Source organism: Chryseobacterium sp. Marseille-Q3244 (assembly GCF_940807095.1).
Taxonomy (GTDB): Bacteria; Bacteroidota; Bacteroidia; order Flavobacteriales; family Weeksellaceae; genus Chryseobacterium.
In genome coordinates this window covers 190,049-205,545 of the sequence record NZ_CALNWX010000004.1, presented here as the reverse complement: position 1 = coordinate 205,545, position 15,497 = coordinate 190,049, and the positions used below count along the sequence as shown (strand labels likewise).

At 34.8% G+C, this 15,497-nt stretch carries 15 protein-coding genes; 8 read left to right on the top strand and 7 right to left on the bottom strand.

Going from position 1 to position 15,497, the window contains the following annotated elements:
- Positions 1 to 909: 909 nt before the first annotated feature.
- The gene (locus tag NBX25_RS09075) at positions 910 to 1,245 is read left to right on the top strand and encodes a DMT family transporter (protein WP_250253421.1); all 336 of its coding nucleotides are present in this window, start codon (positions 910 to 912) and stop codon (positions 1,243 to 1,245) included.
- 51 nt (positions 1,246 to 1,296) lie between these two features.
- Here the strand turns inward: NBX25_RS09075 and NBX25_RS09070 are convergent, their stop codons facing one another.
- Positions 1,297 to 1,725 carry a hypothetical protein gene (locus NBX25_RS09070; protein WP_250253420.1) on the bottom strand — a complete coding sequence of 143 codons (429 nt, stop codon included), beginning with the start codon at positions 1,723 to 1,725 and terminating at the stop codon, positions 1,297 to 1,299.
- 199 nt (positions 1,726 to 1,924) lie between these two features.
- Between NBX25_RS09070 and NBX25_RS09065 the strand changes: the two genes are divergently transcribed.
- A complete protein-coding gene (locus NBX25_RS09065; RefSeq protein ID WP_250253419.1) occupies positions 1,925 to 3,004 on the top strand; it encodes a sensor histidine kinase in 1,080 nt (359 codons plus the stop codon).
- Positions 3,001 to 3,723, top strand: coding sequence for a LytR/AlgR family response regulator transcription factor (locus NBX25_RS09060; protein WP_250253418.1), 723 nt, complete (start codon positions 3,001 to 3,003; stop codon positions 3,721 to 3,723). The genes NBX25_RS09065 and NBX25_RS09060 overlap by 4 nt, the downstream gene beginning before the upstream one ends.
- 26 nt (positions 3,724 to 3,749) lie before the next feature.
- Here NBX25_RS09060 and NBX25_RS09055 read toward each other — a convergent pair whose 3' ends face one another.
- Positions 3,750 to 4,484 (bottom strand): DNA-formamidopyrimidine glycosylase family protein, encoded by a 735-nt coding sequence (locus tag NBX25_RS09055; protein WP_250253417.1) that lies wholly within the window; start codon positions 4,482 to 4,484, stop codon positions 3,750 to 3,752.
- Positions 4,485 to 4,666: 182 nt separating this feature from the next.
- A complete protein-coding gene (locus NBX25_RS09050) occupies positions 4,667 to 5,293 on the bottom strand; it encodes a class I SAM-dependent methyltransferase (protein WP_123911109.1) in 627 nt (208 codons plus the stop codon).
- Positions 5,294 to 5,453: 160 nt separating this feature from the next.
- Between NBX25_RS09050 and NBX25_RS09045 the strand changes: the two genes are divergently transcribed.
- Positions 5,454 to 6,809, top strand: a complete 1,356-nt coding sequence (locus NBX25_RS09045; RefSeq protein ID WP_123911857.1) for a deoxyguanosinetriphosphate triphosphohydrolase — start codon at positions 5,454 to 5,456, stop codon at positions 6,807 to 6,809.
- A 145-nt stretch (positions 6,810 to 6,954) separates the two neighbouring features.
- Positions 6,955 to 7,884, top strand: coding sequence for an SPFH domain-containing protein (locus NBX25_RS09040; RefSeq protein ID WP_123911110.1), 930 nt, complete (start codon positions 6,955 to 6,957; stop codon positions 7,882 to 7,884).
- Positions 7,885 to 8,078: 194 nt separating this feature from the next.
- Here the strand turns inward: NBX25_RS09040 and NBX25_RS09035 are convergent, their stop codons facing one another.
- The gene (locus NBX25_RS09035) at positions 8,079 to 8,693 is read right to left on the bottom strand and encodes a DUF4377 domain-containing protein (protein ID WP_228412786.1); all 615 of its coding nucleotides are present in this window, start codon (positions 8,691 to 8,693) and stop codon (positions 8,079 to 8,081) included.
- 284 nt (positions 8,694 to 8,977) lie between these two features.
- Between NBX25_RS09035 and NBX25_RS09030 the strand changes: the two genes are divergently transcribed.
- The 3 genes from NBX25_RS09030 to NBX25_RS09020 are packed head-to-tail and all read left to right on the top strand — an operon-like array spanning position 8,978 to position 10,722.
- On the top strand, positions 8,978 to 9,784 hold the full coding sequence (locus NBX25_RS09030) for a hypothetical protein (RefSeq protein WP_250253416.1): 807 nt from the start codon (positions 8,978 to 8,980) through the stop codon (positions 9,782 to 9,784).
- Positions 9,784 to 10,236, top strand: a complete 453-nt coding sequence (locus NBX25_RS09025) for a lipocalin-like domain-containing protein (protein WP_250253415.1) — start codon at positions 9,784 to 9,786, stop codon at positions 10,234 to 10,236. The genes NBX25_RS09030 and NBX25_RS09025 overlap by 1 nt, the downstream gene beginning before the upstream one ends.
- Positions 10,237 to 10,260: 24 nt before the next feature.
- A complete protein-coding gene (locus NBX25_RS09020; protein WP_250253414.1) occupies positions 10,261 to 10,722 on the top strand; it encodes a hypothetical protein in 462 nt (153 codons plus the stop codon).
- Between the two features lie 219 nt (positions 10,723 to 10,941).
- Here the strand turns inward: NBX25_RS09020 and NBX25_RS09015 are convergent, their stop codons facing one another.
- The 3 genes from NBX25_RS09015 to NBX25_RS09005 form a co-directional block, all read right to left on the bottom strand.
- Positions 10,942 to 11,277 carry an Mpo1-like protein gene (locus NBX25_RS09015; RefSeq protein ID WP_123856305.1) on the bottom strand — a complete coding sequence of 112 codons (336 nt, stop codon included), beginning with the start codon at positions 11,275 to 11,277 and terminating at the stop codon, positions 10,942 to 10,944.
- Between the two features lie 132 nt (positions 11,278 to 11,409).
- Positions 11,410 to 13,092, bottom strand: coding sequence for an APC family permease (locus NBX25_RS09010; RefSeq protein ID WP_123911115.1), 1,683 nt, complete (start codon positions 13,090 to 13,092; stop codon positions 11,410 to 11,412).
- Between the two features lie 104 nt (positions 13,093 to 13,196).
- Positions 13,197 to 15,437 (bottom strand): CocE/NonD family hydrolase, encoded by a 2,241-nt coding sequence (locus tag NBX25_RS09005; RefSeq protein ID WP_250253413.1) that lies wholly within the window; start codon positions 15,435 to 15,437, stop codon positions 13,197 to 13,199.
- Positions 15,438 to 15,497 lie beyond the last annotated feature (60 nt).

Here is a 15,497-nt window from a genome sequence, read left to right as displayed (position 1 = left end):
GTTTTAATTGTATTCTCTTTTTCAAAGTATAGATACATTGAATGTCCAGCTTGATGGAAACTGTTTTCATTATCAAAAAAAAATAAATCCGAGCATGAGTTCGGATTTATTCATTTGGATATTAAAATTTGTTATGAAACTAAGATCTTTTTGTTATGTTTTTGGGCCCTTTTACCACATTGGTAAAAGAGCGATCTGATCTCTCAGAGTAAAAACATAAAACAATATAATTAGTATAGTTTTGCTATAGGCTTATTGATTTTAATGATTAGTTTCTTTCTCTTCTTACTGTCATGAAATATGATGAGAATACTACTAAACATGTTGCGATACCGATATAAGTTACCATTTTGTATTATTTTTAATTATTTGACTTTTTTTTATTAATCTTTCAATTGCAATATTACAGCTTTCAAATCACGTGCCAAAGTAAAACACCATGATGTATATCAGTGTGTTATGAGTGTTTCATTTAATTTTTAAGAGATTTTTTGTTTACATTTTGTTAATGTATTATTGTGAATTTATTAATATATTTATTACTTCGCCTTTAAAAAAATATGAAAACGTTAACCGTTTGCAGACTTATATATTAGACTTGATAAAACAAACAATAAATAATGCGGCGCATAGTATCGGTCTGAAGTGAAGGTTTATTGTGTAAAATTTCAGTGTAAAACAAATTTCTATGTTAAGGAAATTTATTTTGATCGGTGATTTTTGCGTTGATTTTTTTTGTCAGTTGTCAGAATCTATGACATTTTGATGATGTCAGAAGCGGAAATGTCACTCTCATTTGTCATTTTATTGGGATTTAAATCTAAACTAAACAAAACGAAATATAGAACTTGAGGACTTCTTTTTTAAAACAAAAGAAAGCTTTTGTTACTTTTGTATAAATAATACTTTATGGGATGCAGTTATCTTTTTTTGGCTTTGGCCATTGTATTTGAAATCATAGCCACTACCTTTCTGAAAAAATCAGAAGAGTTTTCAAAATTATGGCCATCCGTTGTTACGGTAATAGGATATGCCTGCGCTTTTTATTTTTTAAGTTTGAGCCTTCGTCAGATTCCGGTGGGAGTTACGTATGCCATCTGGTCTGGAGTAGGAATCGTTTTCATCACAATCATCGGAGTGGTGGCCTTTAAACAGGTTCCGGATCTTCCTGCCATTATCGGAATAGCTCTCATTATTTTAGGAGTAGTTGTCATTAATGTGTTTTCAAAGATGGGAACCCATTAATTCTTGATTGGATAATTTATCATCATTATTGTATTATCCAGTACTCATTATTTATTTTAGCCTCTGTATATTGGATTGAAAAAACTGAAACAGAAAAATCCTGTCATAAAAAATTTCCAGGCTGTTTTCGATTATAAAATTAGTGTGATGAATGGTATGAGTTACTGTTTCTTCTTCCACAAATACAAACCAAAGTTCTGACAATCCATGTCTTCTTTTGAATTCTTCAGAAGTATTAAAGTCCGGGAAAGATGAATGTTTCAAGTTATAAAAAAGAAGTCCTTTTTTTACTCCGTTTTGTTCTATAATATTAATAGGATGTTGGATGCAGTTGAGAATGTTGATATTCGAATCAAAACATTCTATAAAATGATGTAGATCAATAATCTGTATAACCTTTTCCTCCTGTTGTGATTCTGTCATAAAAAAACATTCTAATGTGATCTCTTCGGTTAATTCCTGAAAAACTTCTAATTCCATATACATTGATTAAACGCTGCAAAGAAAAAGAGAATTAGGATGTATATTTCTGTTTTTATACCAAACCGCTGGTATTTTATACGAAATCCAGTGAGGTATTGAAGACATAATTGGTATAATAAAATATAGGTTTTGTATAATATTATGGAGAGAAGTTCAAGGATTACCTATTTTTGTATCTATATATTAACGTAAGAATATGAAATACAGATTATGGCATTTTAAAGAAACACTTGTCATGGATTTTCTGGTGGATGAACGTTACAAATATGCCAGACATGTGCTGTTTCTTATATCCTTTTTCCTTTGGCTGTATAGTGCCAGATTCTGGCAGTCATTTTCAGGAATATATCAGTGGTACGTGCTGCTCTTTGTATATACAATATTGATTACAATGATATATATAAATATTTATATCCTTGTACCAAGGCTCTTTTTTAAAACACGATACATTGCTTATTTGACGCTTCTTATCATCATGGGAGTCATAGGAATTAATATGATAGGGTATGGGTTTAGAATTTTTTTTGCTGATTTCAGAACCGGATATTTACCAAGGGAAACCGAAAAAGGCGGAATTTATGAAGGCGTATTAATGTGTGTTCCCATTATTCTGACAACTACTACGATCAAACTTCTGCAGAAATGGATCAAGGATAATCAACGAATAAACGAGCTCAGCAATCTCACCATGCAGATGGAATTAAATGAATTAAGAAATCAGATCAATCCTCATTTTCTGTTTAATATGCTGAATAATGTTAAAGCATTGATTAGAACAGATCCCGGAAAAGCTTCAGTGGTGATCGTTAAGCTTTCGGAATTCCTAAGATATCAGCTTTACGAAAACAGTGCAGAGAAAACATTATTAACTTCAGAAATTGATTTTCTGTCTAATTTTTTAAACCTAGAAAAAATAAGACGTGAAAACTTTACTTTTAGCATTCAGACAGAAGTTGGGAACAGAACTATCAATACAACCTTTATTCCTCCGAATCTGTTTACTACTTTTTTAGAAAATGCTGTAAAACATAGTGTTGATATCAATGGTAAAGAATCGTATGTGAAAATAAATATCAGTATGGAAGGACAGGATCTCTATTTCAGATGTATCAATTCCCGGGATACTGATTATCTTCTCTCAGATAAAAAGAATAGCGGTCTTGGTCTTGCCAATATTACAAGAAGACTAGAGCTTCTTTACAATAATACTTTTGATCTTAAGATAACTTCTGAACCCAAAGAATATACTATCCATTTAAAAATTCCTGTATCATGAATTGTATTATAGTTGATGATGAACCTCTGGCAAGAGCCGAAATGCGTTCGCTGATTAATGAAACGGCAAAGATTGATATTCTGGGTGAGTTTTCCAATGCTCCTTCTGCACTGGATTTTCTTAAAGATAATGAGGTAGATCTTATTTTCCTTGATATTGAAATGCCTATGGTAACAGGGCTGGAATTTGCAGAAATGCTGCCAAAAAAATCATTGATTGTCTTTACCACAGCTTATTCCCAATATGCTTTGAAAAGTTATGAACTGGAAGCGGTAGACTATCTCTTAAAACCGATTGATCCGCAAAGACTTGAAAAAGCGATTAATAAAGCCGTATTGTATACCGAACTTCTCTCTAAGAATACCATAAAGAATACAGTAGAATCCAATACAGCTGATTTTTTATTTATTAAAGCAGACCGGAGGTTTTATAAGATCAGTTTTTCAGACATTAAATTTATAGAAGGACTGAAAGATTATGTTGTCATTCATACCAGACAGCAAAAGCTTATTACAGCGATGAATTTAAAAACAATTCATCAGAAAATTCTAGGAGAGAACTTTATCAGGGTAAGTAAATCGTATGTGGTAAATGCAGATTATATTGATTCATTTGATAATCATAATATTTATATTGAAGAGTCTGAAATTCCAATCGGAGAAGTTTATAAAGCAGATTTTTTCATAAAATATGCCGGCGGACTTTTAGGAGCAGATTAGTTTTATAATGAATCTGTTTGGTTACATTAATAGAGTTGCTGGTCATTTTCACAATAAAAACTTCTTCTCTTTCCAATTCCTGTTTTTTTCTTAATCAGCTTTTGTCCACACACCGGACAGACTGATTTTGTATGAACCAGCCAGTGTTTTTTCAGCGTAAATTCTCTTTTCCACTCAAGGAATTCGAAACTGTAATTTCTGGCTTCTGCAATAAGCTCCTTTCGCTTTTTAGCAGGAAGATTCCCTATTAAGCTTTCCGGTTGTACACCAATTCTGAAAAGAACTTCATTCTTAATGATATTTCCAACACCTGAAAATATATTCTGATCCATTAAAGCATCACATACCATCATTTGTGGATGGGCTTTCAGCTTCTTTTCAGCTTTTTCAGGATTCCATAGATCGCTCATCACATCTGCTTCCCAGTCTATAGTGGAAAGAAATTCTAATTCAACAGTTTTTACAGAGCAGGTATAAAAATACATCCCTTCGCTTGAGAAAAGCAGCGCTAACCTTAAGCTCTTGTCCGGTTTCGTCTGCTCGTTAATACTATAAGACCCAAACATCAATAAATGAATACGAATGGCCGATTTTTCAAAGACCAGATAGGTTTGTTTTCCAAAAGTGCGGATCTCACGAAGTATTTGACCCATAAATGCTTCCTTGTCAAATTTTGCATTGCCAGATGCTTCTGTTACTTTATGATCAACAAATTGCAACAGGTTTTCTTTCATTAAAATAATAGATGGACCTTCAGGCATGGTGTTACTTTTCTTGTAAAAGTTCAAATACTATTCCGTAAAATTAAAATATAGAATTCACTATAGCCGGAACTTAAAATACTGATTGAATTATTCCATTTGTCATTCCGTAGGAACCTCACTAAAGCATTTCCAAAATCCAGAACCAGATTCCTACAGAATAAAAATAATACGGTTGATATCTATTGTTTTTGTCCTACAAAGCGGATCACAGAGCCTGTTCCGTTGTGAAATAATCCTTCCTTAAGTTCAATCTCTGTTTCCTGAAGCTCTATGATAGAGTAGTTAGGGAAATCTGCTTTAATTTCTTCTATAGAAAATAGGTCATCAATGTCTCTTGGACCACCTACCTTTTCGTTTTTTGTGACGTAATCAAGATGTTTTTTACTGAAAGCTTCGAAAATAATAAATCCACCTTTTCGAAGATATTGATCCAGCATTTGATGGATGGATGATTTAATATCTGCTGGAAAATGAGCATAAATAAGAGCAATTACATCAAATTGTTGTTTATGATAACCCAATGTTTGGAGTTCTCCCACCTGATAATCAATGGTTACATCATTCTGCTCTGCAAGTTGCAAAGCTTTGTGTCGGCCTTGTTCACTAATGTCAAAAGATGATGCTTTCCAGCCCTGTAATGCTGCGTAAACAGAATTTCTTCCCTCACCGTCAGCAGGAAACAGAATGGTGCCGGGTTTTAATTTTTTGAGTTGTTCTTCCAAATAATTATTGGGAGCTGTTCCATATACAAATTCCTCGTGGGTATATCTTTCATTCCATTTGTCAAGCCATGCGTTGTCTTTCATTTTTAATAGTTTAAGTTGTATCAAATGTAGGATCTTTTTACCTGTATTAACTAACGGAAAAAACTCTGATGGCAATAGATTTTTTGAATGATAATGTCTGCTTAATAAATATCTAAATACTATTCCATACAATTAAAATTTGGAGTAATTTTGAAAAATGATGAATTTAAACCAGATTTTCACCAATCAACGTACAGGAAACAATCCACATACTAAAGCTTCAAGAACTGATTTTCAAAGGGATTTCGATAGGATTATCTTCTCTTCTGCATTCAGAAGACTGCAAAATAAAACCCAGGTTTTCCCTCTTCCCGGAAGTGTTTTTGTACACAACAGGTTGACACATTCCCTGGAAGTATCATCTGTGGGAAGAAGTTTAGGAAGTATTATTGGTGAATTCATTGCTGAGGACTATAAAAATGAACTTACTGAAGATTCAAAGAATTTTTATCTCTATAACTTAGGAAATGTAATTGCTGCGGCATGTCTTTGTCATGACGTGGGAAACCCGGCTTTCGGACATTCAGGAGAAGATGCCATTGCAAGTTATTTTGAAAGAAATGAAAAAGACCTGAAGTCTAAGTTCAATGAAAAAGAATGGGCAGATTTGGTTAATTTTGAAGGAAATGCCAATGCTATCAGAGTCTTGGCTCAGCAGCAGCAGGGAAAAGATGCCGGAGGAATTCAGCTTACATTTTCTACCCTAGCAAGTATTGCCAAATATCCATGTGAAGCAGTAGCTAAGAAAAAGGGGATCATTCACCGTAAAAAATTCGGGTTTTTCCAGAATGAAAAAGATATATTTCTCGAAATTGCTAAAGGAACTCAACTTATTTCCGAATGTGAAGAGCCTCATATCTTCAAAAGGCATCCTTTTGTATGGTTGGTAGAAGCTGCCGATGATATTTGTTACAATATTATCGATATGGAAGATGCGCACCGATTGGGAATTGTTTCAACGGCAGATTGTAAAAATTTATTTTTTGAACTTGTAAAATCTGAAACGGATGATGTTCAAAGAATTGAAAGAAAGTTAAGTTCTATCTCTAACGAAAACGAACAGATCTCTTATTTAAGGGCGAAAGTAATCAATGCCTTAATTAATAAGTCGATTGAGATGTACAAATATAACTTTGAAACGATCCTTGAAGGAAATCTAGGTAATGGTTTACTAGATATCTATAAAAAAGAAAATAAAGCATTACAGGATATTGCCAGCTTTTCTGTAGAAAAAATTTATAATCACAAAGCAGTTGTGGAGATTGAGAATGCCGGATACAACGTAATGTATGAATTATTGGATCATTTCATTCCTTCCATTCTTAAGCCGGAAGAGGAAAGAAAATCTTATGATAAAAAAGCACTAAAGTTACTTCCAAGACAATTTGTTTATGAAAACGGAACAGATTATCAGAAAGTATTGGGAATCATAGATTTCGTTTCCGGAATGACGGATAACTATGCCACAGACCTTTATAGAAAAATTAAAGGGATTGATATCGGAATGACGGTATAATTCTATTAAATTAAGGCTGGCAGCTGGAAGTTACAACCCCACACTTCAATAACTTCTTGCTTCCAGCTTCTGACTTCCTTCCTATAATTCTCCCTGGTTTAAATATTATTTCTATCTTTATAAGAATCAATATAAAAACTAAACTATGGGTATTTTTCTGGCGCCTGTTATTATTTTCGGGCTTATTATTTTATTTGCATCGTTTTTTGTTGTTAAGCAAGAAACGGCTGCAATCATCGAACGTTTTGGAAAATTTCAAGGAGTAAAACATTCAGGGCTTCATCTTAAGCTTCCCATTATAGATCAGATCGCTAAAAGATTAAACCTTAGAATCCAGCAGTTGGATGTAATGATTGATACCAAAACACTGGATAATGTATTCATCAAGATGAAAGTTTCTGTTCAGTATCAGGTCATCAGAAATCAGGTAGGAGATGCTTATTACCGTTTGGAAAATCCGGAAAACCAAATTACTTCTTTTGTATTTGACGTAGTACGTGCCGAAGTTCCTAAACTGAAACTGGATGATGTTTTTGTGAGAAAAGACGATGTTGCGATAGCTGTAAAAAGTGAACTTCAGGAAGCGATGAACAGCTACGGATATGACATTATTAAGGCATTGGTAACAGATATTGATCCGGATGAGCAGGTGAAACATGCGATGAACCGTATCAACGCGGCTGAAAGAGAAAAGACAGCTGCAGAATATGAATCCGAAGCTCAGAGAATCAGAATTGTGGCTGTTGCAAAAGCAGAAGCAGAATCTAAAAAATTACAAGGGCAGGGGATTGCAGATCAAAGAAGGGAAATTGCAAAAGGACTTGAAGAATCTGTAAGAATGCTGAACAATGTAGAAATCAATTCACACGAAGCATCAGCGCTTATTGTTGTGACACAGCATTATGATACCCTCCATTCCGTAGGAGCAAGTAACAGAAGTAATCTTGTTCTTCTTCCCAACTCGCCAACGGCAGCCAGCAGTATGCTGAATGACCTTGTGGTAGCAATGACAACAGCCAATACAGTAGGAGAAGCGAGTAAAGGAAAATATCCTGAACCACCACAAAAGCAATAGGAATAGTAATAAGGATGATGAAAGCTAGAAGAGGGAAGTTGTGGCAGCCAAAGAAGGAAATAAATATTTTTTAATTAGTTTATCCATACCTAGTGAAGACTTTCTTTCTGATATAACTTTCAACACAACATCCATGTTTAGGCTTCCTAACTATAAAATAAAAAGGCTTCAGAAAACTCTGAAGCCTTTTTATTTTATTTCTTTGTTTTAGAAACCTGTTCTACCAATGTATATTTTATTGAAGAGGCATCGGCTGGTGGATTAGCGATTTTTTCTGTTTTTACTTTTAAAACATATTCGTAACCCGGTTCGTAAGTGAACCCTTCAATATTGCTGTAGAAATTACCCCAGTTTTCAGAAGCATTTTCTTTTACCTGTAAACACTTCATACGGCCTGCTCCTGCAGAACAATCTACAGTTTGTGCTCCTACGATAAGTGTTTTTTCACCTGCTGCAGGAACGTCTTTTTTCGTTTTAGAAACCTGCTTTACCAATGTATATTTTATTGAAGAAGCGTCAGCTGGTGGGTTAGCAATTTTTTCTGTTTTTACCTTTAAAACATATTCATACCCTGGTTCATAAGTAAATCCTTCGATGTTTGTGTAAAAATTAGTCCAATTTTCAGAAGCTTTTTCTTTTACCTGCAAACATTTCATAGGAGCTACTCCTGTACAGTCTGCTGTTTGTGGTCCTACGATGAAAGTTTTTTCATCTCCAGCGGATACCCCAGCTGTTGTTGTACATTGTGTCATTGCAAATAATGCGAATGCGGGTGCTACCCCCTTTAGAATTGTTGCTATATTTTTCATAAACTTGATTTTAGCGCATACCTGGCAATTACCATGCCGAAATTTTCTTGAATTAGCGGATTTCCGGTATTGTTTTTTCATTTTTTAATCATTTAATTTGAGGGCTTCAATAAACGAAATCAGAGAAATGTATATCTTAAATAGTGCAGGATGAGAAGGAGAAATATTGGAGGTCAGGGAATTATAGACAGGATCAAAGGCTCTGAATAGAATTCTATTATATGATGGGAATTGAAGAAATATAGAGTTTATATTTTGCTAGAAAAGAGAAAGAATTTTAATTGATGAAAAAATTAATGGTATTAATTTCTGGTGTTTTTGTAACCAGTAGTATGTTCGCTCAAAAAGTAGATAATGCATTACAGGGATATTTTGAGGAGCAGGGAAATGAGACTTTCTATAAAAGTTTCAATTTTGATGGAAATGGTAAAATAGCGGATGGCTTTAAAAGCAGTTACTATTTTACCAGAAATGATAGTTTGATCGTGATTCCGGATAAGGATGTATTTATTTTTAAGATTAAAAAAGATAAATTAATAGGTATTTCAGACTGGGTTAAAAACGGAGTTTGGGTTCGTAAAAAAGACAGTACTGAAGTTAATAACCGGTTAAATCCTGAAGAGGCTCAGAAAAGAGCAGGTTTATTGGCGGGGTATTATGATAAGACTAAGAATATGTCAGGATTAGATGCTCTGTTTTTAAATACTAACGATTATACCAAAATTAGTGACGACTTTTGTAATCAAGGGCTGGCTAAAGCTTGCCTCAATGCATTTGGGCTAAAGATGATGGAATATACCCCTGGATTTTTTGGTGATCTTGAAAAAATTAAAGATAAAAAGCTGAAGCCTCATCCGGAACTGATAGAACTTTCCAAAAAGATAATAAACCTTGGTGATCCAGAAGGATATAATGTTCTGGGAGCTTATTATCATCTGCTGGGACTACGCGAAAAGGCTTTTGAAACCTGGAAAGAAGGGGAGAAGCATGGTGATCCTGCCTCTATGATGTCGATGGGACTTATTGAGGTGGGTGAAGAGATGGATAAGGCTCCTAAAAGTCCTAATATTAAAAAGAAAAAGAAAAAATAATGAAGAAGCTGTTATTTTGTTCTGCTTTGAGCTTCACTTCTTTGGTGAGCGCGCAGACCTTAAAAAAAGAAGATGTTATAGGATTTTGGAAACTAAAAGAATCAGGGTTTTATGAAGGGAAAAAGAAGGTTGTTAAAGACTTTGACAACTGCAGGCTGATGCGTAACTATGCGATAAGAGAGGATGGTTTTGCCGTATATAATTATATAGAGGGGAAAGTAGGGAATTGCACACCATCAGAGCCAAGGCTTTCTTTCTGGAAGGTCATAGACAATAGAATCCAGTTTTATGTAGATGATAAAAACATTCTTGAAGAGGTGGTAGTAACCTTCAATAAAGATAAAACGATCACTTTTTCAAGTTATATTCCGGAACCGGTTAAAGATAAAGATGCAGCCTTAGAAAAAGTATTGAATACAATTCATTATGATATTCTGGAAAAACAGTATTAAGCATAAATATATAATGGTAATCCTATGAATTTTGTTACAGTCATCTATCTCATCAATTTATTGTTGTATGCTATTTATTTCTTTGCAAAGGGGAGTAGTGAAGAAGTTATTACCATTGTAGATTATTCGATTTCTGCAATTATGTCGCTTTTTTTAATTCTTGCCGGATACTTTAACGCAAAGCAAAAAATGACGTATAGATCTGTCCTGTGGATGTTTTTTGTAAACATTGTATTCTTTGCAATGTCCGGGTTGTTTGACCAATTTGGAAATAATTTTAATCTTCTTTCCACAAGTGGGGGGGACAGCTTTATTTTTACCCTGGCTTTAATAGTCTATAATGGCTATTTATTCCCTTTGATTGTAGAGCTGGAAAGAACAGGTTTTTCCCTTGTATTGCCTCTCATATTATCTTTTATCCTACCATCTTTAGGTTATTGGATAGGGAAAATGACTGCACCGAAAAATTCAACTTCATCTGGCTAAATTTAATCTGAGTTCAGGCGTTTTGATTTAAGAGGTCCAACAATTTATATGGTCTATTGTCATTCCAACGAAGGTGAGATTCTTCATTTCACTCCGTTACATCCAGAATGACATCCCATCTTTAAAAGGAAGTTGTAATGGTTAATATTCCTACCATTTTAATTCCTCCTAATGGTTTAAAAAACATGATGTTGAGAGCAAAAATAGAATGGTGTGTCGTTACGGATTCTGTACTTGATTATTAGTGCCTGTAAACTTTTGTTTTCCAATTAGTAATTCAAAGAAAAGTCTGAAATCCGAGATCAGTGACCACAACGGATACTTGAAGGTGGCAGGCTTATTCTTTTCAATCACAGCATGGCTAAACCAGGCAAACCCATAACCAAAAATAGGAATGTACCATAAAAACCTTTCCTTTCCTGAACTGATGACATATCCTATTACAAAAAATACAAGTAATGTACCGATAAAATGGAATATTCGGGTTCCTGTTTTACTGTGTTCCGTGAGATAAAACTGATAAAACTCTCTATAGGTTTTGATTCTTTCAGACATAGCGGCATTAGTTTATTGTTTCTGTTGAATGTGTAGCAATAATTCTGCCGATTTTAAATAAGGATAAAAAAGAAAAAAGGAAAAATAGCTTATCCCGCCATTTTGCCTTTTTTAATGCTTTTATATATTGTTTTAGCTATTCTTTAACTCTTTTCCGAGCTTACTGTTTTTATACCCGTAGAAGAAGTAAATAAACATTCCGATCAGGAACCACATCCCAAACCAGAACCAGTTCTCATGGCTCATTCCGGTAAGAAGATATAAACAAGAACTTAATCCTACTAATGGAATAAGAGAAAGATTCTTGATAAAAGCAACCCCACATAAGATGAGATTGATCAGGATAAAGAAGAAGATAGAAGCTCTGAACTCTCCCTCTTTAGGGTCACTCCAATTCATCAGTGTTTGGAAAAACTCAGGCTGCCAGTAATAGAAAACGATCAGTCCTCCAATGAAAACAACAGGGAAAATAATCTTACCATTGATATAAGGAAGGTGGAATCTGCCTTTTATTTTTTCCTTGGCAGGAAGTGTCAGGACTCCGGCACAAACCAAAACAAATGCGAAGATTGTTCCGATACTCGTAAAATCAAGAATGAATGTTTTATCTGTAAATAAGATAGGAATCCCTACTACAATCCCCGTAACAATGGTTGCAAAAGACGGAGTTTTATATTTTGGATGAATCTTAAGGAATTTTTGAGGCATTAGTCCGTCACGACTCATCGCATACCAGATTCTTGGCTGCCCCATTTGGAAAACCAATAACACCGTGGTAATGGCAACAATGGCAACAAAAGAAACCACCAGTTCCATCCATGCTACATTGGCATTTGTTTTTTCAAAAATGAAGGAAAGCGGGTCTCCCACACCATCAAATTTTCTGTAATCTACCATTCCCGTTAATACCAGCGTAAGAGCAATATAGATCACAGTACATAATACAAGTGAGATAATCATCCCTTTTGGTAAAGTCTTTTGAGGGTCTTTTGTTTCTTCGGAAAGAACACTTAAGGCATCAAAACCTATATAAGCAAAGAAAACCCCTGAGACAGCGCTCATCACTCCTGTAAATCCATTAGGCATAAAGGAAGGAGAGCCTGTTGTGGGACTTATTGGTGTCCAGTTATCGGTGTTGATATAAGCGAAACCTACCAGGATTACCAATAGAATTACGCCTAATTTTAAAATTACTAAAGAGTTGTTGAAGTTTTTACTTTCTTTTACACCTACATAACACAGCCATGTAATTAATCCGTTAATGACCAAAGCAGGAACATCCACGATGAACTTAAGGCTTCCGATCAATGGGGCTGTATTCCATGCATTGATTAATTCTTTATTTTCTGAACCGTTCCGGATAGCTTTGCTGGCTTCCGTATAACTACACGTAAGATAATCGGGAATATGCATTCCGAGACGCCCTAAAAAGCTGGTGAAATAATCAGACCATGAAAAGGCAACATAAATATTTCCGAAAGAATATTCCATAATTAATGCCCAGCCGATGATCCAGGCAATTAATTCCCCGAAACTGGCATAAGCATAGGTGTATGCAGACCCTGCGGTAGGAATTCTGCTGGCAAACTCAGCATAGCATAAGGCAGTAAAACCGCAGGCAAAGCCACAAATCAAATATAGAAGGATGACACCGGGACCACCTCTGAAAACGGCTTCTCCCAAACTGCTGAAACTTCCAGCTCCTATAATCGCCGCAATACCAAAAAATACAATGTCCCAAACGCCTAAGACTCTTAAAAGTCCTGTTGAAGTATCTGTATCTGAATAGATTTTTCTTCTAAAAAGTTGACTCATTCAATAACTATATTTGATTTGAAAAAAAGCAAATGTAATGATTTTTTATTTTGATGTTAACAGTCATTAACAACATTTGGATAAAATAGCATAATTAGAAACATTTAGTCTTTATAAACAGGTATTTCCACATAGCTGTCATTATACCATTTTACTTCTAAAGGATCTACCGCATCTCCGATAGTTTCATCACTTACATCTTTACCTGTTCCGTAGTTGAGTTGCCAGTTAGGCGTTTTGTTAATACCTATCACCAAAAGCAATTTACTTCCCTTCTCGATCTTTTTACTCATAACATAAGCATTTTTCATAGGAATCTGTTCAATTGTGTTTGGGGTAAGAAGCTGGCGTACTTCATGATCTTTAGCATAGCTGGCTCTTGCAATATGGGAAGATAACCAGAAAAGTTGTCCATCAGGTTTGATCTGATAGAGATAAGTATTGGTATCAAGGTCTTTTTTATTGACAGAAATATTAAAAATCCCTGACATATCTCCACTGATGATAAGATCCTTATCCAGTACTTCACTTTCAAAATAAATGGAATTGGTGGTTTTAATACTGTCTTTTTTGCTTACAGCGTAATAAGTGTCTTTATCATTTCTGTTTTTGAAATCAACCTTGAGTGGGGTAAAGCTTTGTTGATTGGGTTTATTAAAAACCGAAGCATTGTTTTTACTATTCTGAAGATAAAATTTAAGACTGGAAGTATGTATTTTATCCAAACTTGGAACATGTTTCCATGTATTGGTATTCATGACCTGGAAATTAACTTTATCTTTTAAAAGGTCCGGTTTTTTTCCATTTTTAAGAATATAATCAAACCATGAAAAAGCAAGATCATCAATACTGATTCTGGCTGCCGGATCTATAGGGCTTCCTTCGACATAAGTGAATCCAAAGCTTTGTGCTCCACCATGATTATAAGGGCCCATCACCAGATAATGATCTGCATTTCTGTTATATTTCATATGCTCTTTGTAATAATATAATGCACCAATCTGGTCATCATCATAATATCCGGTAGTTGTGAGAATAGGAATGTTGATGTTCGCAAATTCCTCTTTATAAGGAACCATTTTTTGCCAGTATTGATCATAACCCGGGTGATCCAGCCATCTTTGGAATATTTTACTGGGCTTACCACTTATAGTGTCCAGCGCTCTGAATGATTTACCACTTTTATACCATGCCGTATTGATAGAATCCCATTTTGCAGCATTACTGAAATCTGCCTCATCAGTATATTTATTGTTGGTTACGTATTGGATCCATTGCAGCATGTAATTCATAAATACATTATTCTGGGCAGGGTAATCAATCCCGATTCCTACAGAAACTTGTGGAACAATAGTTTTTAAGGCAGGATGCAGTTTTTTCACAGCGGCCCATTGGCTGAATCCTACATAACTTCCTCCGATCATTCCTACTTTACCATTGCTCCAAGGTTGTTTGCTTACCCAGTCAATGACTTCATAAAGATCCTGTGATTCATGCTCAAAAGGGTTGTTCTCATCAGTACTGTTTCTTTTGCCTCTGGTATTGACTACAGCTCCTACATAGTTGTAAACCGCAGCTCTTTTTCCAAAAAAATGATCAATTTCACCAGCGTAAATATTACTGGTGAGAATAACCGGAAGAGGGGATTTGTTCTCCTTTTTTCTGATAATGGTAATGGTCAGTGTATTTCCATTCCGGGTTTTAAGATCTTTTGTTTCTGTAATAAATTTTTCCTTGTCCTTTACCATCAATAGCTGCATCACCTGAGGATGGATGCTGGAATAAGTCTTATAATTTAAATAAGCTTTGCATAATGCCAACGCCGAAGCATAATCTATACTGTCTTTTCCTTTTTGTTTATCCAGTGCTTTTTTCAATAGTTTTCTGAAATTATTGACATCACCATTCACAGCAAGTCCAACCCTGGGAAGCAAATGTTCATCCAGACTTTCGTATTTTTTATTAAATGCTGTCTGAAGTGCTTTAGGAAATGAAGTTTTCGTTTCCGCTTCCATTAATTTTGCCATACTGTAGACTTCGTATCCCATAGATTTATATCCGGCCATGTTATGGTCAGCAAACTGTTTACGATGTTCAGCCAGGGTTATAATGGATTTTTTGTAGTCTTTAGCCACCATCTGCAGGCGGAAAAGAGCATCTGAAAAATCTACATCGTTTTTAGGTTTGTACTTCACAGTCTGAAGGTTAGAGATCACCTTAGTCGCTAATTCTGGCATCTGTTTTTCCAAAATAAGGGAATCTGTGACTGCTGTTTTGGGGAAATAAAATTTTTGAGCCTGCATTAGGTTGACAAAAATTAATGCTAAAAGTATCTTAAATTTCATGTTACAGTGTATTTATGGTATGTTTTTAGCTGCTGTTGAAAAAGTATCAGATCAAAATGT

Bases quoted from the DNA above. Each gene is read 5' to 3' on its own strand.
- NBX25_RS09075 (WP_250253421.1), top strand. From the start codon at position 910: ATGGGATGCAGTTATCTTTTTTTGGCTTTGGCCATTGTATTTGAAATC.
- NBX25_RS09070 (WP_250253420.1), bottom strand. From the start codon at position 1,725: ATGGAATTAGAAGTTTTTCAGGAATTAACCGAAGAGATCACATTAGAA.
- NBX25_RS09065 (WP_250253419.1), top strand. From the start codon at position 1,925: ATGAAATACAGATTATGGCATTTTAAAGAAACACTTGTCATGGATTTT.
- NBX25_RS09060 (WP_250253418.1), top strand. From the start codon at position 3,001: ATGAATTGTATTATAGTTGATGATGAACCTCTGGCAAGAGCCGAAATG.
- NBX25_RS09055 (WP_250253417.1), bottom strand. From the start codon at position 4,484: ATGCCTGAAGGTCCATCTATTATTTTAATGAAAGAAAACCTGTTGCAA.
- NBX25_RS09050 (WP_123911109.1), bottom strand. From the start codon at position 5,293: ATGAAAGACAACGCATGGCTTGACAAATGGAATGAAAGATATACCCAC.
- NBX25_RS09045 (WP_123911857.1), top strand. From the start codon at position 5,454: ATGAATTTAAACCAGATTTTCACCAATCAACGTACAGGAAACAATCCA.
- NBX25_RS09040 (WP_123911110.1), top strand. From the start codon at position 6,955: ATGGGTATTTTTCTGGCGCCTGTTATTATTTTCGGGCTTATTATTTTA.
- NBX25_RS09035 (WP_228412786.1), bottom strand. From the start codon at position 8,693: ATGAAAAATATAGCAACAATTCTAAAGGGGGTAGCACCCGCATTCGCA.
- NBX25_RS09030 (WP_250253416.1), top strand. From the start codon at position 8,978: ATGAAAAAATTAATGGTATTAATTTCTGGTGTTTTTGTAACCAGTAGT.
- NBX25_RS09025 (WP_250253415.1), top strand. From the start codon at position 9,784: ATGAAGAAGCTGTTATTTTGTTCTGCTTTGAGCTTCACTTCTTTGGTG.
- NBX25_RS09020 (WP_250253414.1), top strand. From the start codon at position 10,261: ATGAATTTTGTTACAGTCATCTATCTCATCAATTTATTGTTGTATGCT.
- NBX25_RS09015 (WP_123856305.1), bottom strand. From the start codon at position 11,277: ATGTCTGAAAGAATCAAAACCTATAGAGAGTTTTATCAGTTTTATCTC.
- NBX25_RS09010 (WP_123911115.1), bottom strand. From the start codon at position 13,092: ATGAGTCAACTTTTTAGAAGAAAAATCTATTCAGATACAGATACTTCA.
- NBX25_RS09005 (WP_250253413.1), bottom strand. From the start codon at position 15,437: ATGAAATTTAAGATACTTTTAGCATTAATTTTTGTCAACCTAATGCAG.